The sequence below is a fragment of the Staphylococcus sp. EG-SA-10 genome, assembly GCF_017151945.1.
GTDB lineage: Bacteria > Bacillota > Bacilli > Staphylococcales > Staphylococcaceae > Staphylococcus > Staphylococcus aureus.
The window spans coordinates 1-22,099 of record NZ_JACVZJ010000002.1 but is presented as its reverse complement, the minus strand read 5'-3'; the positions used below and the strand labels follow the sequence as shown (position 1 = coordinate 22,099).

Annotated in this window: 22 protein-coding genes and 1 pseudogene; 17 read left to right on the top strand and 6 right to left on the bottom strand. The window is 31.7% G+C overall.

Features of this window, described 5'->3' with window-relative positions; genetic code table 11:
* The first annotated feature begins 168 nt into the window (after nt 1–168).
* The 4 genes from xpt to guaA are packed head-to-tail and all read left to right on the top strand — an operon-like array spanning nt 169 to nt 5,085.
* Complete coding sequence (gene xpt / locus IDG45_RS02125) at nt 169–747, top strand: xanthine phosphoribosyltransferase (protein WP_000421410.1); 579 nt, start codon at nt 169–171, stop codon at nt 745–747.
* Nucleotides 747–2,015 (top strand): xanthine permease PbuX, encoded by a 1,269-nt coding sequence (gene pbuX, locus IDG45_RS02120; RefSeq protein WP_000793022.1) that lies wholly within the window; start codon nt 747–749, stop codon nt 2,013–2,015. Before xpt ends, pbuX begins: the two co-directional genes overlap by 1 nt.
* 37 nt (nt 2,016–2,052) lie before the next feature.
* Nucleotides 2,053–3,519, top strand: coding sequence for an IMP dehydrogenase (gene guaB, locus IDG45_RS02115; protein WP_000264071.1), 1,467 nt, complete (start codon nt 2,053–2,055; stop codon nt 3,517–3,519).
* 24 nt (nt 3,520–3,543) lie between these two features.
* A complete protein-coding gene (gene guaA, locus IDG45_RS02110; RefSeq protein WP_111063671.1) occupies nt 3,544–5,085 on the top strand; it encodes a glutamine-hydrolyzing GMP synthase in 1,542 nt (513 codons plus the stop codon).
* 112 nt (nt 5,086–5,197) lie between these two features.
* On the opposite strand, the gene IDG45_RS02105 is transcribed toward guaA, so the two are convergent.
* The 4 genes from IDG45_RS02105 to IDG45_RS02090 all read right to left on the bottom strand — a co-directional run bounded on the left by IDG45_RS02105 (nt 5,198) and on the right by IDG45_RS02090 (nt 7,915).
* Nucleotides 5,198–5,734, bottom strand: a complete 537-nt coding sequence (locus IDG45_RS02105) for a hypothetical protein (RefSeq protein WP_000551640.1) — start codon at nt 5,732–5,734, stop codon at nt 5,198–5,200.
* 391 nt (nt 5,735–6,125) lie between these two features.
* Nucleotides 6,126–6,830, bottom strand: a complete 705-nt coding sequence (locus IDG45_RS02100; RefSeq protein ID WP_000041878.1) for a type II toxin-antitoxin system PemK/MazF family toxin — start codon at nt 6,828–6,830, stop codon at nt 6,126–6,128.
* A 399-nt stretch (nt 6,831–7,229) separates the two neighbouring features.
* Nucleotides 7,230–7,502, bottom strand: coding sequence for an IS3 family transposase (locus IDG45_RS02095; protein WP_000159790.1), 273 nt, complete (start codon nt 7,500–7,502; stop codon nt 7,230–7,232).
* Nucleotides 7,503–7,762: 260 nt separating this feature from the next.
* Entirely contained in the window at nt 7,763–7,915 is a 153-nt protein-coding gene (locus IDG45_RS02090) for a hypothetical protein (RefSeq protein ID WP_000248840.1), read from the bottom strand.
* A 361-nt stretch (nt 7,916–8,276) separates the two neighbouring features.
* Here IDG45_RS02090 and IDG45_RS02085 point away from each other — a divergent pair, with 361 nt between their 5' ends.
* Nucleotides 8,277–8,684 carry a DUF2992 family protein gene (locus IDG45_RS02085; protein WP_000423529.1) on the top strand — a complete coding sequence of 136 codons (408 nt, stop codon included), beginning with the start codon at nt 8,277–8,279 and terminating at the stop codon, nt 8,682–8,684.
* 46 nt (nt 8,685–8,730) lie between these two features.
* Nucleotides 8,731–9,213: a 2-thiouracil desulfurase family protein gene (locus IDG45_RS02080; protein ID WP_000600867.1), complete on the top strand. Its 483-nt coding sequence runs from the start codon at nt 8,731–8,733 to the stop codon at nt 9,211–9,213.
* A gap of 433 nt (nt 9,214–9,646) precedes the next feature.
* On the opposite strand, the gene IDG45_RS02075 is transcribed toward IDG45_RS02080, so the two are convergent.
* Both IDG45_RS02075 and IDG45_RS02070 read right to left on the bottom strand, forming a co-directional pair.
* Nucleotides 9,647–10,006 carry a DUF1304 domain-containing protein gene (locus tag IDG45_RS02075; protein ID WP_168784215.1) on the bottom strand — a complete coding sequence of 120 codons (360 nt, stop codon included), beginning with the start codon at nt 10,004–10,006 and terminating at the stop codon, nt 9,647–9,649.
* Nucleotides 10,007–10,024: 18 nt separating this feature from the next.
* A complete protein-coding gene (locus IDG45_RS02070; protein ID WP_001024369.1) occupies nt 10,025–10,870 on the bottom strand; it encodes an SDR family oxidoreductase in 846 nt (281 codons plus the stop codon).
* Between the two features lie 471 nt (nt 10,871–11,341).
* Between IDG45_RS02070 and IDG45_RS02065 the strand changes: the two genes are divergently transcribed.
* From IDG45_RS02065 to IDG45_RS02015, 11 genes and pseudogenes are all read left to right on the top strand, one after another.
* Nucleotides 11,342–12,022 carry a superantigen-like protein SSL1 gene (locus IDG45_RS02065; protein WP_000668993.1) on the top strand — a complete coding sequence of 227 codons (681 nt, stop codon included), beginning with the start codon at nt 11,342–11,344 and terminating at the stop codon, nt 12,020–12,022.
* Between the two features lie 287 nt (nt 12,023–12,309).
* Entirely contained in the window at nt 12,310–13,005 is a 696-nt protein-coding gene (locus tag IDG45_RS02060) for a superantigen-like protein SSL2 (protein ID WP_000782619.1), read from the top strand.
* A 290-nt stretch (nt 13,006–13,295) separates the two neighbouring features.
* On the top strand, nt 13,296–14,405 hold the full coding sequence (locus tag IDG45_RS02055; RefSeq protein ID WP_000784020.1) for an exotoxin beta-grasp domain-containing protein: 1,110 nt from the start codon (nt 13,296–13,298) through the stop codon (nt 14,403–14,405).
* Nucleotides 14,406–14,523: 118 nt separating this feature from the next.
* Complete coding sequence (locus IDG45_RS02050; protein ID WP_031901350.1) at nt 14,524–14,661, top strand: hypothetical protein; 138 nt, start codon at nt 14,524–14,526, stop codon at nt 14,659–14,661.
* 108 nt (nt 14,662–14,769) lie between these two features.
* On the top strand, nt 14,770–15,609 hold the full coding sequence (locus tag IDG45_RS02045) for a superantigen-like protein SSL4 (RefSeq protein ID WP_000705637.1): 840 nt from the start codon (nt 14,770–14,772) through the stop codon (nt 15,607–15,609).
* 363 nt (nt 15,610–15,972) lie between these two features.
* Nucleotides 15,973–16,677: a superantigen-like protein SSL5 gene (locus tag IDG45_RS02040; RefSeq protein ID WP_000784249.1), complete on the top strand. Its 705-nt coding sequence runs from the start codon at nt 15,973–15,975 to the stop codon at nt 16,675–16,677.
* A gap of 432 nt (nt 16,678–17,109) precedes the next feature.
* Nucleotides 17,110–17,808, top strand: a complete 699-nt coding sequence (locus IDG45_RS02035) for a superantigen-like protein SSL6 (RefSeq protein ID WP_000769846.1) — start codon at nt 17,110–17,112, stop codon at nt 17,806–17,808.
* A 421-nt stretch (nt 17,809–18,229) separates the two neighbouring features.
* Nucleotides 18,230–18,925: a superantigen-like protein SSL7 gene (locus IDG45_RS02030; RefSeq protein WP_031927420.1), complete on the top strand. Its 696-nt coding sequence runs from the start codon at nt 18,230–18,232 to the stop codon at nt 18,923–18,925.
* A 341-nt stretch (nt 18,926–19,266) separates the two neighbouring features.
* On the top strand, nt 19,267–19,965 hold the full coding sequence (locus IDG45_RS02025; RefSeq protein WP_000673425.1) for a superantigen-like protein SSL8: 699 nt from the start codon (nt 19,267–19,269) through the stop codon (nt 19,963–19,965).
* A 376-nt stretch (nt 19,966–20,341) separates the two neighbouring features.
* On the top strand, nt 20,342–21,040 hold the full coding sequence (locus IDG45_RS02020) for a superantigen-like protein SSL9 (protein ID WP_000673052.1): 699 nt from the start codon (nt 20,342–20,344) through the stop codon (nt 21,038–21,040).
* Nucleotides 21,041–21,405: 365 nt separating this feature from the next.
* A pseudogene (locus IDG45_RS02015) lies at nt 21,406–21,975 on the top strand (superantigen-like protein SSL10); the annotation flags it as partial.
* Nucleotides 21,976–22,099: the final 124 nt, after the last annotated feature.

Here is a 22,099-nt window from a genome sequence, read left to right as displayed (position 1 = left end):
TCACAGTTTATTTGATGAAACTTCTTTTACATTGATTGCATGACAAATTCGTTATGCATGTTCGTTCACTCATAAACCCTGAAACTATTATTTAGTTTGGGGATTTTTTTGTATCTAGCACCAATTAAAGAGCAAAATGTTTCACACAAATCTGAGGAGGTTTTAAGAGTGGAGTTACTAGGACAAAAAGTAAAGGAAGACGGCGTTGTCATTGATGAGAAGATTTTAAAAGTTGATGGATTTTTAAATCATCAAATTGATGCAAAGTTAATGAATGAAGTTGGTCGCACTTTTTACGAGCAATTTAAAGATAAAGGGATTACTAAAATCTTAACCATTGAAGCTTCCGGTATCGCACCAGCAATCATGGCTGCACTGCATTTTGATGTGCCATGTTTATTTGCGAAAAAAGCAAAACCTAGCACTTTGACGGATGGTTATTATGAAACATCTATTCATTCATTTACTAAAAATAAAACAAGTACGGTCATTGTTTCGAAAGAATTTTTATCAGAAGAAGATACTGTACTCATCATCGATGACTTTTTAGCAAATGGTGATGCTTCATTAGGGTTATACGATATCGCACAGCAAGCGAATGCTAAGACAGCTGGTATTGGTATTGTTGTTGAAAAGAGTTTCCAAAATGGGCATCAACGTTTAGAAGAAGCAGGTTTAACAGTTTCTTCTCTCTGCAAGGTTGCTTCACTAGAAGGAAATAAAGTGACATTGGTGGGAGAAGAATAATGAAAAATTTAATCCTAAGTGTTCAACATCTTTTAGCTATGTACGCAGGTGCCATCTTAGTTCCAATCATTGTTGGTACAAGTTTGAAGTTTACGCCTGAACAAATCGCTTACTTAGTTACAGTAGATATATTTATGTGTGGGGTTGCCACATTTTTACAAGCCAATAAAGTAACAGGAACAGGATTACCAATCGTTCTTGGATGTACATTCACGGCTGTTGCGCCCATGATTTTAATTGGTCAAACGAAAGGAATAGATGTACTTTACGGTTCGCTATTTTTATCAGGGATATTAGTTATTATCATCGCGCCTTTCTTTTCACATCTTGTAAAATTCTTCCCACCAGTAGTAACGGGTAGTGTTGTTACTATCATTGGTATCAATTTAATGCCAGTAGCAATGAATTACTTAGCTGGAGGTCAAGGTGCAAAGGACTATGGAGATGTTAAGAACATTTTGTTAGGTTTAATGACATTAATCATTATTCTTGTTTTACAAAGATTCACAACTGGATTTATTAAGAGTATTGCCATATTAATTGGACTCGTTTTAGGAACGATAGGTGCTGGCTTACTTGGGATGGTCGATATTAATCAAGTCAATCATGCCGGTTGGTTAGGCATCCCAGTGCCGTTTAGATTCTCAGGATTTAGCTTTGATGTGACATCGACTTTAGTGTTCTTTATTGTAGCTATCGTTAGTTTAATTGAGTCGACAGGTGTCTATCATGCGTTAAGTGAAATTACCGGTAAGAAGTTAGAAAGAAAAGATTTTCGTAAAGGTTATACTGCGGAAGGTCTAGCGATAGTGTTAGGTTCTATATTCAATTCATTTCCGTATACAGCCTATTCGCAAAATGTAGGACTTGTTTCTTTATCCGGCGCTAAGAAAAACAATGTTATATACGGCATGGTCGTGTTATTACTTATATGTGGTTGTATACCTAAGCTTGGCGCATTAGCAAATATCATACCGCTACCTGTGTTAGGCGGTGCGATGATAGCTATGTTTGGCATGGTAATGGCATATGGTGTTAGTATATTAGGACATATCGATTTTAAAAATCAAAACAATTTATTAATTATCGCTGTATCAGTAGGATTAGGTACTGGTATAAGCGCTGTACCACAAGCATTTAAAGGTTTAGGTGAACAATTTGCATGGTTGACTCAAAACGGAATTGTTTTAGGTGCAATCTCTGCAATTATTCTTAATTTCTTTTTTAATGGAATAAAGTATAAACAAACGGAAGAAAATATGAAATAATATAACTAATTAATTTGAAAAATGGAGGCTGTTTTTAATGTGGGAAAGTAAATTTGCAAAAGAATCATTAACGTTTGATGATGTGTTATTAATTCCAGCACAATCTGATATTTTACCGAAAGACGTTGATTTAAGCGTACAATTATCAGACAAAGTTAAATTAAATATTCCAGTTATTTCTGCTGGTATGGATACTGTAACTGAATCTAAAATGGCGATTGCTATGGCTCGTCAAGGTGGTTTAGGTGTTATTCATAAAAATATGGGCGTTGAAGAACAAGCGGACGAAGTTCAAAAAGTAAAACGCTCAGAAAATGGTGTCATTTCAAACCCATTTTTCTTAACACCAGAAGAAAGTGTTTATGAAGCGGAAGCATTAATGGGTAAATACCGTATTTCAGGTGTACCAATTGTTGATAATAAAGAAGATCGCAACTTAGTAGGTATTTTAACAAACCGCGACTTACGTTTTATTGAAGACTTCTCAATTAAAATTGTAGATGTAATGACGCAAGAAAATTTAATTACAGCTCCAGTGAATACAACACTTGAAGAAGCAGAAAAAATTCTCCAAAAACATAAGATTGAAAAGTTACCATTAGTTAAAGACGGACGTCTAGAAGGTCTTATTACTATTAAAGATATTGAAAAAGTTATCGAATTCCCTAATGCAGCAAAAGATGAACATGGTCGTCTACTTGTAGCCGCAGCAATCGGTATTTCAAAAGACACTGATATTCGTGCTCAAAAATTAGTCGAAGCAGGTGTGGATGTCTTAGTTATCGATACAGCACATGGTCACTCTAAAGGCGTTATCGATCAAGTGAAACATATTAAGAAGACTTACCCAGAAATCACATTAGTAGCAGGTAACGTAGCAACTGCAGAAGCAACAAAGGATTTATTTGAAGCGGGTGCAGATATTGTTAAAGTTGGTATTGGCCCAGGTTCAATTTGTACGACACGTGTTGTAGCAGGTGTTGGTGTACCACAAATTACAGCAATTTATGATTGTGCAACTGAAGCACGCAAACATGGTAAAGCTATCATTGCTGATGGCGGTATTAAATTCTCAGGAGATATCATTAAAGCATTAGCTGCTGGTGGACATGCGGTTATGTTAGGTAGCTTATTAGCAGGTACTGAAGAAAGCCCAGGCGCAACAGAAATTTTCCAAGGTAGACAATATAAAGTATACCGTGGTATGGGCTCTTTAGGTGCGATGGAAAAAGGTTCAAACGACCGTTACTTCCAAGAGGACAAAGCGCCTAAGAAATTTGTTCCTGAAGGTATCGAAGGACGTACGGCATATAAAGGTGCGTTACAAGATACAATTTACCAATTAATGGGCGGTGTGCGTGCTGGTATGGGTTATACTGGTTCACACGATTTAAGAGAATTACGCGAAGAAGCACAATTTACGCGTATGGGTCCTGCTGGTTTAGCAGAAAGCCATCCACATAATATTCAAATTACGAAAGAATCACCGAACTACTCATTCTAATTAAGATAAAGGAGAACGACAAATATGGAAATGGCAAAAGAACAAGAGTTAATCCTTGTCTTAGACTTTGGTAGCCAATACAACCAATTAATTACACGCCGAATTCGTGAAATGGGCGTTTATAGTGAATTACACGATCATGAAATTTCAATTGAAGAAATTAAGAAAATGAATCCAAAAGGTATCATCTTATCAGGTGGTCCAAATTCAGTTTATGAAGAAGGTTCATTTACAATTGATCCGGAAATATATAATTTAGGAATTCCAGTACTTGGTATTTGTTACGGCATGCAATTAACTACTAAATTATTAGGTGGTAAAGTTGAACGTGCCAATGAACGTGAATACGGTAAAGCAATCATTAATGCGAAGTCAGATGAGTTATTCGCTGGCTTACCAGCAGAACAAACTGTTTGGATGAGCCATTCTGATAAAGTTATTGAAATTCCAGAAGGCTTTGAAGTTATCGCTGATAGCCCAAGCACAGACTATGCAGCAATCGAAGATAAGAAACGTCGCATTTATGGTGTTCAATTCCATCCAGAAGTACGTCATACAGAATATGGTAATGATTTATTAAATAATTTTGTCCGTCGTGTTTGTGATTGTAAAGGTCAATGGACAATGGAAAACTTTATCGAAATCGAAATTGAAAAGATTCGTCAACGCGTAGGAGACCGTCGTGTATTATGTGCAATGAGTGGCGGCGTAGATTCATCTGTTGTAGCTGTACTATTGCATAAAGCAATTGGTGATCAACTAACATGTATCTTTGTAGACCATGGCTTACTTCGTAAAGGTGAAGGCGACATGGTTATGGAGCAATTCGGTGAAGGTTTCAACATGAATATTATTCGCGTTAATGCGAAAGATCGCTTTATGAATAAATTAAAAGGTGTTTCAGATCCTGAACAAAAACGTAAAATCATTGGTAATGAATTTGTATATGTGTTTGATGATGAAGCATCAAAACTCAAAGGTGTAGACTTCCTTGCGCAAGGAACACTATATACAGACGTCATCGAATCAGGTACTAAGACAGCACAAACAATCAAATCACACCACAATGTTGGTGGATTACCAGAAGACATGGAATTCGAATTAATCGAACCAATCAATACATTGTTTAAAGATGAAGTACGTAAATTAGGTATTGAACTAGGTATTCCGGAACATTTAGTGTGTAGACAACCATTCCCAGGACCTGGTCTTGGTATTCGTGTACTTGGAGAAATTACTGAAGATAAACTAGAAATCGTTAGAGAATCAGACGCGATTTTACGCCAAGTGATTAGAGAAGAAGGTCTTGAAAGAGAAATTTGGCAATACTTCACAGTGTTACCAAACATTCAATCAGTAGGTGTTATGGGAGACTACCGTACGTATGATCACACAGTAGGTATCCGTGCAGTAACATCTATCGACGGCATGACAAGTGATTTCGCACGCATCGATTGGGAAGTCTTACAAAAGATTTCAAGTCGTATCGTAAACGAAGTAGACCACGTTAACCGCGTAGTCTATGACATTACATCAAAACCACCAAGCACAATTGAGTGGGAATAATTATATATAGTAAAACCACCTGTTTGCACGGGTGGTTTTTAATTTGAGTAGTAGGAAAATTACAATAAGGACGGAAAAGGGGTAAGGTGTTCTAAGTTTGCGTTTTAATTCATCAATAAGGCAATTTTCCGTGTTTATTTTTATATAAAATTTCATATTGTTTAGGATCTTCTTGTTTTAAATCATAAATTATAGTTTCGTCTACTATTTTTTCTAATTCAAGTGTATTAAAGCTCCAGTCATTTGTTGTTATTATAAATATTTTTTGGACTGGGTTGTTATTTATATGATTAATTAGCCTAGGAGTATCTGTTTCTATTATTAGAGCAGATTCTACAGGATAGTAAATAGCAAAGTCTCCGTGATAAATTGTGTTTCTCTCATAGAGGTTAACCTCTAAGGTTAAATTACTCAATTTGAAGATTGTGTTTTGAGTTATATTTTTAGGAATAATTCGATTATCTACTATTTGTTTTAGGTTGCCTATTGAACGAGTGTGTATCGTCCCTTTTGTGTAATCGGAATTATTTAAAGCTCTTAAAACAGTTGTTAATTTATACTCGTTAATATAATCCTTTACTAAAGCCATCCGTTTATCGCTATCTATAAAATCTTTCAGTTTTTTGTTGAATTCATTTTTGTTGTGCATAATATTTTATCCTTTCCATTAGTTGATTGTTTTCATTTGTTCAAATCTCTATCCATTTACTCGGATACAGGGCTGTGTATTTGAAGAGTAATATTATGATTGGAATAACCAACGCGTTCCGTATTCGTTTTGAGTGACGCAGCTAGCTACGATAATAGTGAAATGTGGCTTATAACACATTGTGTAATTTATTGTGTGTTTTGTGATGTCTATATTGGTTGCAGATTGTTGTATATTTCACTTAAAGGGCATTTATATAAAAAAAGAGGCCAGATGACGTATCATCTGACCTTCAGCTAAAACGCTAAGAATATGTCATTCTTCAAGAGAATGAAGCCGGAATGGTTACCGGGAATTTGTAAATCAATTATATCAGATGTAATATTACAATTCAATTAGAAAAGAACTTTATCTTTAATTGCTTTTCGATTTCATTCATGTCATCTTCTGAAATTATTATCGTTCCAGTAGGATCAGAATCATTTATTTTGCTTATACGTCTTTTGCTTATTGTTGTAATTGCTGATATATTAACGTATGTATCTTTCCCTTTGTGCTTGGAATAAACACCTATCACTCTATACAGTTCATTAGCTTTTTGATTTAAGTTAGACAAAAGCTTTTTATCTTTTGTGCTAAGTTTAATGTCAATATCTCTATATTTTTGGGCTAATGCTTGTACTTTACTACTGATATCGATAATCTGTTTTTTTAAATCTGTTGCTGTTAGATTTAGCACCGATTCGTTTAACTTCAAATAATTTTTATTACCTTTGGAAGAAAGTGGAACTATTGTAACTGTTTCTTTTCCTTTATTGTCTTTGTTATCTAATATTACACAAAAATGATTACCAGAAAACTCACTTCCAATATTACTCCCTAGTTTTACATATACCACTGTTCCTCTACTATATGATTTATAATATCTTTTTTTATTGCTTGTAACATCGCTATGTATAGCAATTGAATAAAACTCTAGCCAATGAGGCATGTATATAACTTTCAAGTTTTTACTATCGGATTTTGAATAAGCTTGTTTTAGTTTTTTGTTTGACGTATTTAATTTACTATTTGCTTGATTGATATTTTTAGACATTAAATAGTGTTCTCCTAATCAATTTATTCTTCTTTGATATCAGCATTATTAGCACTGAAATTAACATGAATAATACGAAAATAGATGTTACTATAAAACCAACAATTTTTATTAAGTGGAACTCATCAATTTTGTATTTAGCAAATTTCGCAATGACCTCCTATTTATTCGCTTTTTATAGTTCATGTATGTGTAAAAAAGCCTATATTGAACATCTAATTATAAGCGAATTCCTAATGCTAAAAGCAATCTAACTTACTTAAATATTATTATGAGTTTTTATTGAAATTAAATAAATTTAAACTACTTCTTAGTCTCTCCATATCGTTGGAAGTTGGTTCTTTATATAATCAGATAAATTAGAATCTTCAAGTAATGTATCTTTAAAAAGTTCAGTTTCTAAATCAACTCTAAAATTTGCTTTAAAACATCATTTTCCATTTTTAAATGTTGAACTTCTTTGCGTAATTTTATTAACTCTTTTTCACCACTTTTTAAATTATCTTGATGATTGAAGGATCCAGTATTTTGGTGTTGTTTTATCGAATTTGAGAAAATTGAGGGTTTTAAATCATACTCGCGTATAATTTCATTCTTAAGCTTACCATTTTCATATAATCTAACCACTTGTAACTTAAACTCTGAACTAAATGTTCTTCTTTCTTTTGTCATAATAAAATTGACTACTTTCTTAATTTAACAATATCTATTCTCATAGAATTTGTTCAATTAAGTGTAGACGATTCACTGACACATCATAAGTACGTATGGAATTTTGATCGTTCATTGTTATTGGTTTATGTTTTAGGAAATGTGCTATTGAAGGGTTTAAAGATGATTGGAATTTCTTGGTTTCTTGACTTATATAGTTATGAAAGAGGGCGTTGTCCTTTATTAAATTTCTGAGATCAGAAATGCTATAAATAAAATGATTAAGATTTTTTGTTTTCATGTAATTTAAGAAATGGATTTGTTTTTTGTGGGTTATTTTTAATTCTATTATGAAATGGTTTGAATTTTGCAGTTGCAAAAATGATAGCTGCTTCTTTTGACAAAGTTATAGAACCTTTTTCTTCTGGTACCATGACAATCACTCCTTATGCATTTTATTTTTAATATTATAAAATAATTTTACTATACAAAATAGGTTGTGTAAATAGTTTCTTATTGTTACCAAATGATTTGTTTGAAAGCATTATGCAATGCTAATAAACACTAATATCTTGTACTTATTTCCATTTGAATAAATTGTTAGCATTATTATCATTTAAGTTCTGTAATGCATATTTTAAAAATACAGTTTACATGGAACGTTGTGGCATATATTCTGTATATAGAAGTGTAAAAACACAATTGGGTTGGTAGTCCCAATGCAGTTTTAAAACTGTCAGTAACCTTCCTCCTCGGGTCGTCCGTCATTTCTAATAAAACTAGAGGAGGGATAGCATGGAGCTATCTATTTTTTACAATGGGCAATTTTTTGTAGCATTGGTAGAATATAAAATGGAAAATAAATCTAAATTTATCCAATACACATTTGGGAATGAACCTGATGATATAGAGGTATTGGATTTTATTCATCATCAATTAATGAAAATGATTGATGATGTGCAAACTATTGTTTATACGAAAAATATTTCTAGAAAAGTAAACCCGAAAAGGCTACAAAGACAAATTGCTAAGGAGCAAAAGAAACCTAAATACTCTACCCAAGCACAAATAGCTATTAAGAAAGAATTAGAATTAAAGAAAAAGCAAAAGCGGAAGAACTATAAAGAAAAACGTGATGCATTTCAAAAAAGAAAAAGAGAAATTAAAAAGGTTAAAGCAAAAGAGAAGCATAAGGGGCATTAGCAATACGACAAATAAATTAAAACAAAATGATTTATAGGTGGTTGGGATGATTTTAATTAGTTCGTGTTTGATAGGTGATAATGTAAGATACGATGGTGGTAATCAATTGAATGTTAGCTTGAAAAAATTAATAGACAGCGGAAAAGCTATTCACGCATGTCCAGAATTACTTGGTGGATTACTAATTCCTAGAGAACCTGCAGAAATTATTGGTGGAGATGGTTTTGATGTGTGGAATAACGTTGCAAAGGTTATTACTATTTCGAACAAAGACGTAACTGACGATTATAAACATGGAGCGATAGTTACGCTAAAAATTTTGAAAAAATATCAGTGTGATACAGTTATTTTAAAAGCAAATAGTCCATCTTGTGGATCTCAAGAAATATATGATGGGAATTTTACAGGAAATAAGAAAAAGGGTGTAGGTGTGGCAACTGCTTTACTCATTAATGAAGGTATAAACGTATATGATGAAAATACGTTTTTTGACCAAAACATGATTGAAACGATAGTACATGAAAAGTAAGTATTTAGAATATACGTAATAAACCAAACATTTAAGTTGTGAGATACTTTATAAAATATTTTTAAAAATAGTTGAAAGTATATTCGAGTTGTGATAATATATCAGTACAGATAATTTTGTTAACAGATCCATGAGAGTAGGAACCCCACCATATGGGAATTTCGAAATCATGGGTTTTTTGATATAAAGGAGTGATGTAATGGAAAAAGTAGCCATTCTAATATATGGAGTATTTATCAACTAAAAATTAAAACAGATATGGGTTTTCTTCATTAAATCATTTTTCTATAAGGAAACAGAGGCAACGCTACTGTCACCTCTGCTTGAAATAATTAGGTTGAAATACTCTGGATCTAAAGTCCACACCTAAATCACCCAAATCGCTCAAACTCTCAACCCCAGACTACATCTCCAAATCCCCAAGCACCAATTCTTACCAAAGCATTGATATAAGTGCCAATACTGGCAATGTACCTTGTTTGAAAAAGATACTAATATTGCTTGAAAGGCCACCATAAATAGCAACGCCAATGATATACACTAAAATAGCTGCGCATATTTCTTTTGAATTACTACTGAAAAACAAACTGTATCTTAGCAAAACTCCGATTAAACCGTTATATACGCCTTGATTCTTCAAAAGTACGTTAATATTTTTGTCTTTCAATTTATCGACGCTTATATTAAATGTCTCGCTGGTCTTTCTTGAAGTTGTTGCGAATGTTTCAAGGTACATAATATAGAAAAACTCTAAGGCCACAAATATGATTAAAATTATCGAGATGATATTCATTATAATGCTCCTTTAGTATTAAATATTTTCTTGTAAAAATGATTGCAGTGTCTGTGGTTGATCATTGACTAATTGTTGGAAATCATTGGATTCTTGGTCTAATAGCCCTCTTGCTCCTGCGTCGTACATTGATGCCAATAATGCACCAAAGCCTTTAGGTTCATCGTACATTTCTGCAAATTTCTCTAATGAAACGGGTTCATATTTAATTTCTGTGCCTGATGCCTCAGATAAAATAGCAGCAAGTTCCTTCATATCATAACTGTAGCCTGATAATAAATAACGTTTGCCCCAAGTATCTGGATTTTTAATAATAGCAATGACGCCTCTAGCAATATCATTTCTAGTAATATAATTAATACGACCATCACCAGCTGGATAAATCAGTTTGTGCATATTCATCAATTCTGGTAAATATGGTTTAAGTGGATCCATGTACATTGCCATTCTTACATACGTATAGTCAATGCCACTTGTTGCCAATAGACGTGCTGCATAACCAAAATAAGGACTCATATGGAATGGATTATTATGCTGATCTGCGTAATAACCTATGAAAATGATATGAGCAACACCACTCTGCTTTGCCGCATATACTAAATTTTCCACTTCAGGAATACGTTTGAATGATGGATGGATAATACTTGGAATAAACACAACGGTATCCATTCCTTTAAATGCTTCTACCATGCTTTCTTGATTAAAATAATCTAATTGTCGCACAGAAACTTTTCCACGCCAATCTTCTGGAACTTTCTCATCATTTCTAACACCAATGTGAAAATGATCTATGTGATTTGCAATGGCTTGATTTGTAATATGTGTGCCTAAATGACCTGTAGCACCTGTTAACATAATATTCATTCACTTCATCTCCTAATCTTTATATACATAACATAATACTTATTCGATGATTTTCAAAACATTTGATTTTATAAAAAAATGCAATCTGTATTTATTGTCGCCGTGTATAGTAAATATGCATACGTTATTAATGTTAAAAATACCGTAATGACACGTTTTAGTTGATGCGTGTCACCATGAGCTTTGAAAAATTTGACAAGGTACTACGACGATATGGTGTCATTTTTGTGTCTGAAAGTTTTACAGTTTTTAAAATAAAAATGGTATAAAGTGTGAATTGTATAAAAAAGAGTCTCGACGGATAAGAATTGATTAATAACAGTTAGCATTTTATTAATTACCTTAACAATGATTCAAGTTTAGTTAAATGAGGTTTAATTTGAAAGGGAATAGCGCCTCAATATAATGTAGGTAGATTGTTCATATTACGTAATTGGAAAATCAAATTTAAATAGATTGGGGCTAAAAATTATGAAATTTAAAGCGATAGCAAAAGCAAGTTTAGCATTGGGAATGTTAGCAACAGGTGTAATAACGTCGAATATACAATCAGTACAAGCGAAAACAGAAGTTAAACAACAAAGTGAGGCTGATTTAAAACACTATTATAATAAACCAATTTTAGAGCGTAAAAATGTGACTGGATATGGATTTACTGATAAGGGTCAGCACTATTTAGAAGTCACAGTAGGGCAACAGCATTCTCTAATAACTTTACTTACATCTGATAAAGATAAATATAATAAAGATGTAAACTCAAATATAGATGTGTTTATCCTTAGAGAAGGCGACAGTAGACAAGCAACGAATTATTCAATTGGTGGCGTTACAAAATCAAATAGTGTGCAGTATATTGATTATATCAATACGCCAATTTTAGAAATCAAGAAAGGTAATGAAGATGTACTTAAAGATTTTTACTACATTTCAAAAGAAGACATCTCATTAAAAGAACTTGATTATAGATTACGAGAACGTGCAATCAAACAACACGGCTTGTATTCAAATGGTCTTAAACAAGGTCAAATTACAATTACAATGAATGATGGCACAACACATACTATCGATTTAAGTCAAAAACTTGAAAAAGAACGTATGGGTGAGTCAATCGACGGCAGACAAATACAAAAAATTCTAGTAGAAATTAAATAATACATTCTAATAGCAAAACGCTATGTTGAATAGTGCTTGTTATGGAAACTATGGAAGTTAAGCGACGTACTGTTGCTTAGCTTCTTTTTTTGAGGGGCAAAATTACCTGACAACACACACAATCACACGCAGTTCTCATTATCTTTTGCTTAAATAGCTTAATCATATTTTATGAATAGTTAAAAACAGGTTAATGTGAATATCTGAATACAGCTCCTATAATATGGGTGTATGGTTCAAATTACGTAATAAAACAATCTAATTATAATAGATTGGAGCATACAACTATGAAAATGAAAAATATTGCAAAAATAAGTTTGTTATTAGGAATATTAGCAACAGGTGTAAACACTACAACGGAAAAACCAGTTCATGCCGAAAAGAAACCTATTGTAATAAGTGAAAATAGCAAAAAATTAAAAGCTTATTATAATCAACCTAGTATTGAATATAAAAATGTGACAGGTTATATCAGTTTCATTCAACCAAGTATTAAATTTATGAATATCATAGATGGTAATTCTGTTAATAATATTGCTTTAATTGGCAAAGATAAGCAACATTATTATACGGGTGTACATCGTAATCTTAATATATTTTACGTTAATGAGGATAAGAGATTTGAAGGTGCAAAGTACTCTATTGGGGGTATCACGAGTGCAAACGATAAAGCTGTCGACCTAATAGCAGAAGCAAGAGTTATTAAAGAAGATCATACTGGTGAATATGATTATGACTTTTTCCCATTTAAAATAGATAAAGAAGCAATGTCATTGAAAGAGATTGATTTTAAATTAAGAAAATATCTTATTGATAATTATGGTCTTTACGGTGAAATGAGTACAGGGAAAATTACCGTCAAAAAGAAATACTATGGAAAGTATACATTTGAATTGGATAAAAAGTTACAAGAAGACCGTATGTCCGATGTTATCAATGTCACAGATATTGATAGAATTGAAATCAAAGTTATAAAAGCATAGCACACATACTTGACGACGAAATAATTTGAAATTGAAATAGAGAGGTTAAGTGACGATCAAACGTTGCTTAACTTCTTTTTAATGCTTAAAAATCATTTCAAAGGCACATAGAAGCGCTATATTAATCTCAAAATCACTCATTATTTTTTGCTTAAATTACTTAATAATACTTCAATAATTGTTAAAAGGGGTTTAATGTGATTATCTTAGAACGCCATCTATAATGATGTTGTATGATTCAAATTACGTAAAAAGACAATCGAATATAATATAGATTGGAGCATACAATTATGAAAATGAGAACAATTGCTAAAACCAGTTTAGCACTAGGGCTTTTAACAACATGCGCAATTACAGTAACGACGCAATCGGTCAAAGCAGAAAAAGTACAATCAACTAAAGTTGACAAAGTACCAACGCTTAAAGGAGAGCGATTAGCAATGATAAACATAACAACAGGTGCAAATACAGCGACAACACAAGCAGCTAACACAAGACAAGAACGCACGTCTAAACTCGAAAAGGCACCAAATACTAATGAGGAAAAAACTTCAACTTCCAAAATAGAAAAAATATCACAACCTAAACAAGAAGCGCAGAAATCGCTTAATATATCAGCAACGCCAGCGCCTAAACAAGAACAATCACAAACGACAACCGAATCTGCAACGCCGAAAACTAAAGTGACAACACCTCAATCAATAAACACGCAGCAAACTAAAGTTACAACACCTCCATCAACAAACACGCCACAACCAATGCAATCTACTAAATCAGACACACCACAATCTCCAACCATAAAACAAGCACAAACAGATATGACTCCTAAATATGAAGATTTAAGATCGTATTATACGAAACCTAGTTTTGAATTTGAAAAGCAGTTTGGATTTATGCTCAAACCATGGACGACGGTTAGGTTTATGAATGTTATTCCAAATAGGTTCATCTATAAAATAGCTTTAGTTGGAAAAGATGAGAAAAAATATAAAGATGGACCTTACGATAATATCGATGTATTTATCGTTTTAGAAGACAATAAATATCAATTGAAAAAATATTCTGTCGGTGGTATCACGAAGACTAATAGTAAAAAAGTTGATCACAAAGCAGAATTAAGCATTACTCAAGAAAATAATCAAGGCACGATTTCACGCGATGTTTCAGAATACATGATTACTAAGGAAGAGATTTCCTTGAAAGAGCTTGATTTTAAATTGAGAAAACAACTTATTGAAAAACATAATCTTTACGGTAACATGGGTTCAGGAACAATCGTTATTAAAATGAAAAACGGTGGGAAGTATACGTTTGAATTACACAAAAAACTGCAAGAGCATCGTATGGCAGATGTTATAGAAGGTACAAATATTGATAAAATTGAAGTGAATATAAAATAATCATGACGTTCTCTAAATAGCAGCTGACATCGGTAAAACAAGAAGTTAAGTGACAATGGTTTACATGTTACTTAGCTTCTTTTATTATGCGCAATGATGTAAAAAGACGAATATTCATTTGTTGGTAAAAGTGGCATTTCTATGTCTTAAAAGTGACGAAACCTCAAATGTGCCAAGTGTTGAATCACATCAAAATCATTTTTATTTAACGAACATTATGGATTTCTTAATTAACTTAACGATGATTCAAATATAGTTAAACAAGGTTTAATGTGAATGGAGCAATACGCCATCTATAATAAAGCTGTATGATTCAATGAATGTAATCGAACAAATCTAATAATTACGAATGGAGCATACAACTATGAAAATAACAACGATTGCTAAAACAAGTTTAGCACTAGGGCTTTTAACAACAGGTGTAATCACAACGACAACGCAAGCAGCAAATGCAACAACACCATCTTCAACTAAAGTGGAAGCACCGCAACAAGCCGCAAACGCGACAACACCATCTTCAACTAAAGTGGAAACACCGCAACAAACACCGAATGCACCAACAACGCCTTCAACTAAAGTGGAAACACCACAATCGCCAACCACAAAACAAGTACCAACAGAAATAAATCCTAAATTTAAAGATTTAAGAGCGTATTATACGAAACCAAGTTTAGAATTTAAAAATGAGATTGGTATTATTTTAAAAAAATGGACGACAATAAGATTTATGAATGTTGTTCCAGATTATTTCATATATAAAATTGCTTTAGTTGGTAAAGATGATAAAAAATATGGTGAAGGAGTACATAGGAATGTCGATGTATTTGTCGTTTTAGAAGAAAATAATTACAATCTCGAAAAATATTCTGTCGGTGGTATCACAAAGAGTAATAGTAAAAAAGTTAATCACAAGGCAGGAGTAAGAATTACTAAGGAAGATAATAAAGGTACAATCTCTCATGATGTTTCAGAATTCAAGATTACTAAAGAACAGATTTCCTTGAAAGAACTTGATTTTAAATTGAGAAAACAACTTATTGAAAAAAATAATCTGTACGGTAACGTTGGTTCAGGTAAAATTGTTATTAAAATGAAAAATGGTGGAAAGTACACGTTTGAATTGCACAAAAAACTACAAGAATATCGCATGGCAGATGTCATAGATGGCACTAATATTGATAACATTGAAGTGAATATAAAATAATCATGACATTCTCTAAATAGAAGCTGTCATCGGAAAAACAAGAAGTTAAGTGACAACGGCCTACATGTTGCTTAGCTTCTTTTGTTATGTTCGATGATTTGAGAACCCGAATTTTCGATGAGTCCAAGTATGACGTCGAAAAGTCCTGAATTTATCTGTAAATCCCTATCTATCGGGTGTGAAGCACAACAGGATCAGTTTTATTTAACGAACATTATAGATTCCTTAATTTACTTAATAATGATTCAATGATTATTAAAAATGGTTTAATGTGAAAGGTCAAATACGCCAACTATAATAAAGCTGTATGATTCAATAGACGTAAGCGAACAAATCTAATAATTACGAATGGAGCATACAACTATGAAAATGACAGCAATTGCGAAAGCAAGTTTAGCACTAGGTATTTTAGCAACAGGAACAATAACATCAACGCATCAAACTGTAAATGCGAGTGAACATGAAGCAAAATATGAAAATGTGACAAAAGATATCTTTGACTTAAGAGATTACTATAGTGGCGCAAGTAAGGAACTTAAAAATGTTACTGGTTATCGTTATAGCAAAGGTGGCAAGCATTACCTTATCTTTGATAAACATCAAAAGTTCACTAGAATACAAATTTTTGGTAAAGATATAGAAAGACTTAAAACACGTAAAAATCCAGGTTTAGATATATTTGTAGTTAAAGAAGCAGAAAATCGCAACGGCACAGTGTTTTCATATGGTGGTGTCACTAAGAAAAATCAAGGTGCTTACTATGATTACTTAAACGCACCTAAATTCGTTATTAAAAAAGAAGTAGACGCAGGTGTTTATACGCATGTTAAAAGACACTACATTTATAAAGAAGAGGTTTCACTTAAAGAACTCGACTTTAAATTGAGACAGTATTTAATTCAAAATTTTGATCTGTATAAAAAGTTTCCTAAAGATAGTAAGATAAAAGTGATAATGAAAGATGGCGGCTATTATACGTTTGAACTTAATAAAAAATTACAACCGCATCGCATGAGTGACGTCATTGACGGTAGAAATATTGAAAAAATAGAAGCCAACATTAGATAATTCAATGAAATATGGATAATAGTAAAATATGGATAGTATAGAGGAGTTAGGCAACATAAGTTGCTTAGCTTCTTTTTTGTTTTGTTATGATGAAAAAAGGAGCGGGTTTATAATCAAATTTTTGGAAAAACGGTTGATACCTATAGTCGCGCGTTGTCCTTTTCGTGACATGAAACAATGTGGAAAACATAATTAAATTGAGGGAAAGTGTGAAATGTGAAAAAAGCTGCGTTAAGTTTAAAAAATAGATTAACGCTGTTAGGATTCCATTAATTAGCTTAACATTGGTTCAGGAATAGTTAAAATGAGGTTAATTCATAGCTTAGTATCCCGCTTATATAATGATAGTAGATTGTTCGTATTATGTAATTGAAATAATCATATAAAAATATATTAAGACAAAATTTATAAATAGATTGGGAGAATAGTACTATGAAATTAAAAACGTTAGCTAAAGCAACATTAGTATTGGGATTGTTAGCTACTGGTGTAATAACAACAGAAAGTCAAACAGTAAAAGCGGCAGAATCAACTCAAGGTCAACACAATTATAAATCGTTAAAATACTACTATAGCAAGCCAAGTTTAGAGTTAATAAATGTAGATGGTCTGTATAGACAACATTTAACTGATAAAGGTGCATATGTATGGAAAAATCTTAAAGATTATTATATTGGGCTACTAGGTGAAGATAGTAAGAAATTCAAAACAGATGTATACGGGGACCTAGATGCATTTTTAGTCATAGAAGAAGAACCTGTTAAAGGAAGACAATATTCAATTGGCGGTATAAGTAAGACAAATAGTAAAGAATTTAAAGAAAGAGAAGTCGATGTTAAAGTAACAAGAAAAGCAGACAAAGATACTACATCAACTAAAGATAGTAAATTTAAAATTACTAAAGAAGAAATCTCGTTAAAAGAGTTAGATTTTAAATTAAGACAAAAATTGATGAAAGAAGAGAATTTATACGATGCTGTTAACAATAGAAAAGGTAAAATTGTAGTTAAAATGGAAGATGATAAGTTTTATACTTTCGAACTTACAAAAAAATTACAACCGCATCGCATGGGTGACACGATAGATGGTACTAAAATCAAAGAAATTAATGTTGAGCTAGAATATAAATAATCTTTGGACAAGCAGACTAGTAATTATAGGGAAGTTAAGCGATAACATATTGCTTAGCCTCTTTTTTGTGTTGTTATGATGAAAAAAGGAGCGAGTTCATGATCAAATTTTTGAAAAAACGGTTGATACCTATAGTCGCGCGTTGTCCTTTTCGTGACATGAAACAATATGGAAAACATTATTAAATTGAGGGAAAGTGTGAAATGTGAAAAAAACAGCGTTAAGTTATAAAAATAGATTAACGCTGTTAGATTTTCATTAACTAACTTAACGTTGGTTCAAAAATAGTTAAAAAGAGGTTAATTCATAGCGCAGTATCTCACTTATATAATGACAGTAGATTGTTCGTATTACGTAATTGAATTAATCATATAAAAATATATTAAGACAAAATTTATAAATAGATTGGGAGAATAGTACTGTGAAATTAAAAACGTTAGCTAAAGCAACATTGGCATTAGGCTTATTAACTACTGGTGTGATTACATCAGAAGGCCAAGCAGTCCACGCAAAAGAAAAGCAAGAGAGAGTACAACATTTATATGATATTAAAGACTTACATCGATACTACTCATCAGAAAGTTTTGATTTCAGTAATATTAGTGGTAAGGTTGAAAATTACAACGGTTCTAACGTTGTACGCTTTAACCAAGATGGTCAAAATCACCAATTATTCTTATTAGGAGAAGATAAAGCTAAATATAAACAAGGCCTTGAAGGCCAGAATGTCTTTGTGGTAAAAGAATTAATTGATCCAAACGGTAGACTATCTACTGTTGGTGGTGTAACGAAGAAAAATAACCAATCTTCTGAAACTAATACACCTTTATTTGTTAAAAAAGTGTATGGCGGAAATTTAGATGCATCAATTGAATCATTTTCAATTAATAAAGAAGAAGTTTCACTGAAAGAACTTGATTTCAAAATTAGACAACATTTAGTTAAAAATTATGGTTTATATAAAGGTACGACTAAATACGGTAAGATCACTTTCAATTTGAAAGATGGAGAAAAGAAAGAAATTGATTTAGGTGATAAATTGCAATTCGAGCACATGGGCGATGTGTTGAATAGTAAGGATATTCAAAATATAGCAGTGACTATTAATCAAATTTAAAGTAAGTAATCAATGACTCTAAAGTAATAAATTTGAAGCAGCTTAACGATGAAATGTTGAATAAATACGTACATCCTCCAAAAAGGGGCGTATCTAAATCAACAGTGTCGTTAGGCTGTTTTATGTTTTATAACGCAGGTTATGAGTGAGCATACTAAAAATTCACATTACTCTTGAAAGTGATGTCCATTGAATATTAATTAGTTCTTCATTAACCATGATTTAATTTTAATTAAACGAGTGTTAATGTCAGTCTGTCTCAATGACCTTTATAATAAATGTGTATTATTCAAATTACGTAATAAAAGCAATCCAATATATTAAGATTGGAGCATATGAATATGAAATTTACATCGATAGCTAAAGCGATATTTGTATTAGGAATATTAACAACAAGTGTAATGATAACAGAAAATCAATCGGTTAATGCAAAAGGAAAGTATGAAAAAATGAACCGTTTATATGATACAAACAAGTTACATCAATACTATTCAGGACCTAGTTATGAGTTAACAAATGTTAGTGGTCAAAGTCAAGGTTATTATGACTCTAACGTTTTGCTTTTTAACCAACAAAATCAAAAGTTCCAAGTGTTTTTATTGGGAAAAGATGAAAATAAATATAAAGAAAAAACGCATGGCCTCGATGTCTTTGCGGTACCAGAATTAGTAGATTTAGATGGTAGAATATTTAGCGTTAGTGGTGTAACAAAGAAAAACGTAAAATCAATATTTGAGTCTCTAAGAACGCCGAACTTACTAGTTAAAAAAATAGACGATAAAGGCGGTTTTTCTATTGATGAATTTTTCTTTATTCAAAAGGAAGAAGTGTCATTAAAGGAACTTGATTTTAAAATAAGAAAACTGTTGATTAAAAAATACAAACTGTATGAAGGGTCAGCTGATAAAGGTAGAATTGTTATTAATATGAAAGATGAAAATAAGTATGAAATTGATTTAAGTGATAAATTAGATTTCGAGCGTATGGCAGATGTCATTAGTAGTGAACAAATTAAGAACATCGAAGTGAATTTGAAATAATCAATGATATATAGAATAAAAGCTTAAGAAGCGGTTTAATAACCCCATGTTTAATGATATTGATACGTGTTTTAATAATAAAAACATATCGAACATTGACTACGTTATTAAGCTGCTTTTTTGTACACTTTATAACGAATAGCTTATGATTTAAAACTAATCGGAAAGAACAATGATTCACCAAAAAATATTTATGTTGCTATTAAAAATCAGTTAATACGAATGTTAAAATACGTTTGATTTTCATTAATAATGATTCAAGTTTATTTAAATGAGTGTTAATGTCAGTCTGTTTTGATGCACCTTATAATAAAGACAGATAGTTCAAATTACGTAATAATAACAATCCAATATATCAAGATTGGAGCAAATAAATATGAAATTTACTGCATTAGCAAAAGCAACATTAGCATTAGGAATATTAACTACAGGTGTGTTTACAGCAGAAGGTCAAACTGGTCACGCGAAAGTAGAACTTGATGAGACACAGCGCAAATATTATATCAATATGCTACATCAATACTATTCTGAAGAAAGTTTTGAACCAACAAACATTAGTGTTAAAAGCGAAGATTACTATGGCTCTAACGTTTTAAACTTTAAACAACGAAATAAAGCTTTTAAAGTATTTTTACTTGGTGACGATAAAAATAAATATAAAGAAAAAACACATGGCCTTGATGTCTTTGCAGTACCTGAATTAATAGATATAAAAGGTGGCATATATAGCGTTGGCGGTATAACAAAGAAAAATGTGAGATCAGTGTTTGGATTTGTAAGTAATCCAAGTCTACAAGTTAAAAAAGTTGATGCTAAAAATGGCTTTTCGATAAACGAGTTGTTCTTTATTCAAAAGGAAGAAGTATCATTGAAGGAACTGGACTTTAAAATAAGAAAACTATTAATTGAAAAATATAGATTGTACAAAGGAACGGCAGATAAAGGTAGAATTGTTATCAATATGAAAGACGAAAAGAAGCATGAAATTGATTTAAGTGAAAAATTAAGTTTTGAACGTATGTTTGATGTAATGGACAGTAAGAAAATTAAAAACATTGAAGTGAATTTAAATTAGTTCGAGTTAATAGCATAATAGCTTAAGAAGCGACTTAACGACAAAATGTGAATTGACATCCGTGTCCTTATATAAGGAACTATGTTAAATACATTACTGTTGTTAAGTTGTTTTTGTAATTCAAAGAGCAGAACAGAGTAACATCATCAGTTGTAGTAAAAGATAATCCAGTAAAACAACTAAATGAAATAATGAAAGTCATTTAACCTGAACATTAAAATATATTTGTTTTTCATTAAGAATAATTCAAGTATATTTAAATCGAGGTTAATTATCGTATGAAACGATGCACGTTATAATAAAAATGTATGATTCAAATTACGTAATGAAAACAATCCAATATATTAAGATTGGAGCAAATAAATATGAAATTTACAGCATTAGCAAAAGCAACATTAGCTTTAGGAATTTTAACAACTGGGACTTTAACAACAGAGGCTCATTCCAGTCATGCAAAACAAAATCAAGAGTCAGTAAACAAACATGACAAGGAAGCATTATACCGATACTATACTGGAAAGACTATGGAATTGAAAAACATTAATGCTTTGAAGCATGGTAAAAATAACTTGCGTTTTAAGTATAGAGGTATGAAGATTCAAGTATTGCTGCTTGGAAATGATAAAAATAGATTTCAGCAGCGTAGTTATAAGGGCTTAGATGTGTTTTTTGTTCAAGAAAAAAGAGACAAACACGACATATTTTATACTGTTAGTGGCGTAATACAGACGAATAAAACATCTGGAGTTGTCAGTGCCCCAATATTAAATGTTACAAAAGAAAAGGGTGAAGATGCTTTTGTGAAAGGATACCCTTATTATATTAAAAAAGAAAAAATAACATTAAAAGAGTTAGATTTTAAGTTGAGAAAGCATCTAATCGAAAAATATGGACTTTATAAAACAATCTCAAAAGATGGTAGGGTTAAAATTAGTCAAGTCCAGACTCCTGTGTAAAATGCTATACAATGTTTTTACCATTTCTACTTATCAAAATTGATGTATTTTCTTGAAGAATAAATCCATTCATCATGTAGGTCCATAAGAACGGCTCCAATTA

What these genes read in the sequence shown, in the direction of transcription:
- IDG45_RS02035 (WP_000769846.1), top strand. Translation starts at nt 17,110, where the DNA reads ATGAAATTAAAAACGTTAGCTAAAGCAACATTAGTATTGGGATTGTTA.
- IDG45_RS02065 (WP_000668993.1), top strand. Translation starts at nt 11,342, where the DNA reads ATGAAATTTAAAGCGATAGCAAAAGCAAGTTTAGCATTGGGAATGTTA.
- IDG45_RS02105 (WP_000551640.1), bottom strand. Translation starts at nt 5,734, where the DNA reads ATGCACAACAAAAATGAATTCAACAAAAAACTGAAAGATTTTATAGAT.
- IDG45_RS02075 (WP_168784215.1), bottom strand. Translation starts at nt 10,006, where the DNA reads ATGAATATCATCTCGATAATTTTAATCATATTTGTGGCCTTAGAGTTT.
- IDG45_RS02085 (WP_000423529.1), top strand. Translation starts at nt 8,277, where the DNA reads ATGGAGCTATCTATTTTTTACAATGGGCAATTTTTTGTAGCATTGGTA.
- IDG45_RS02020 (WP_000673052.1), top strand. Translation starts at nt 20,342, where the DNA reads ATGAAATTTACTGCATTAGCAAAAGCAACATTAGCATTAGGAATATTA.
- IDG45_RS02045 (WP_000705637.1), top strand. Translation starts at nt 14,770, where the DNA reads ATGAAAATAACAACGATTGCTAAAACAAGTTTAGCACTAGGGCTTTTA.
- pbuX (WP_000793022.1), top strand. Translation starts at nt 747, where the DNA reads ATGAAAAATTTAATCCTAAGTGTTCAACATCTTTTAGCTATGTACGCA.
- guaB (WP_000264071.1), top strand. Translation starts at nt 2,053, where the DNA reads ATGTGGGAAAGTAAATTTGCAAAAGAATCATTAACGTTTGATGATGTG.
- IDG45_RS02080 (WP_000600867.1), top strand. Translation starts at nt 8,731, where the DNA reads ATGATTTTAATTAGTTCGTGTTTGATAGGTGATAATGTAAGATACGAT.
- IDG45_RS02060 (WP_000782619.1), top strand. Translation starts at nt 12,310, where the DNA reads ATGAAAATGAAAAATATTGCAAAAATAAGTTTGTTATTAGGAATATTA.
- IDG45_RS02040 (WP_000784249.1), top strand. Translation starts at nt 15,973, where the DNA reads ATGAAAATGACAGCAATTGCGAAAGCAAGTTTAGCACTAGGTATTTTA.
- IDG45_RS02100 (WP_000041878.1), bottom strand. Translation starts at nt 6,830, where the DNA reads ATGTCTAAAAATATCAATCAAGCAAATAGTAAATTAAATACGTCAAAC.
- IDG45_RS02025 (WP_000673425.1), top strand. Translation starts at nt 19,267, where the DNA reads ATGAAATTTACATCGATAGCTAAAGCGATATTTGTATTAGGAATATTA.
- IDG45_RS02055 (WP_000784020.1), top strand. Translation starts at nt 13,296, where the DNA reads ATGAAAATGAGAACAATTGCTAAAACCAGTTTAGCACTAGGGCTTTTA.
- IDG45_RS02070 (WP_001024369.1), bottom strand. Translation starts at nt 10,870, where the DNA reads ATGAATATTATGTTAACAGGTGCTACAGGTCATTTAGGCACACATATT.
- guaA (WP_111063671.1), top strand. Translation starts at nt 3,544, where the DNA reads ATGGAAATGGCAAAAGAACAAGAGTTAATCCTTGTCTTAGACTTTGGT.
- IDG45_RS02090 (WP_000248840.1), bottom strand. Translation starts at nt 7,915, where the DNA reads ATGGTACCAGAAGAAAAAGGTTCTATAACTTTGTCAAAAGAAGCAGCT.
- IDG45_RS02095 (WP_000159790.1), bottom strand. Translation starts at nt 7,502, where the DNA reads ATGACAAAAGAAAGAAGAACATTTAGTTCAGAGTTTAAGTTACAAGTG.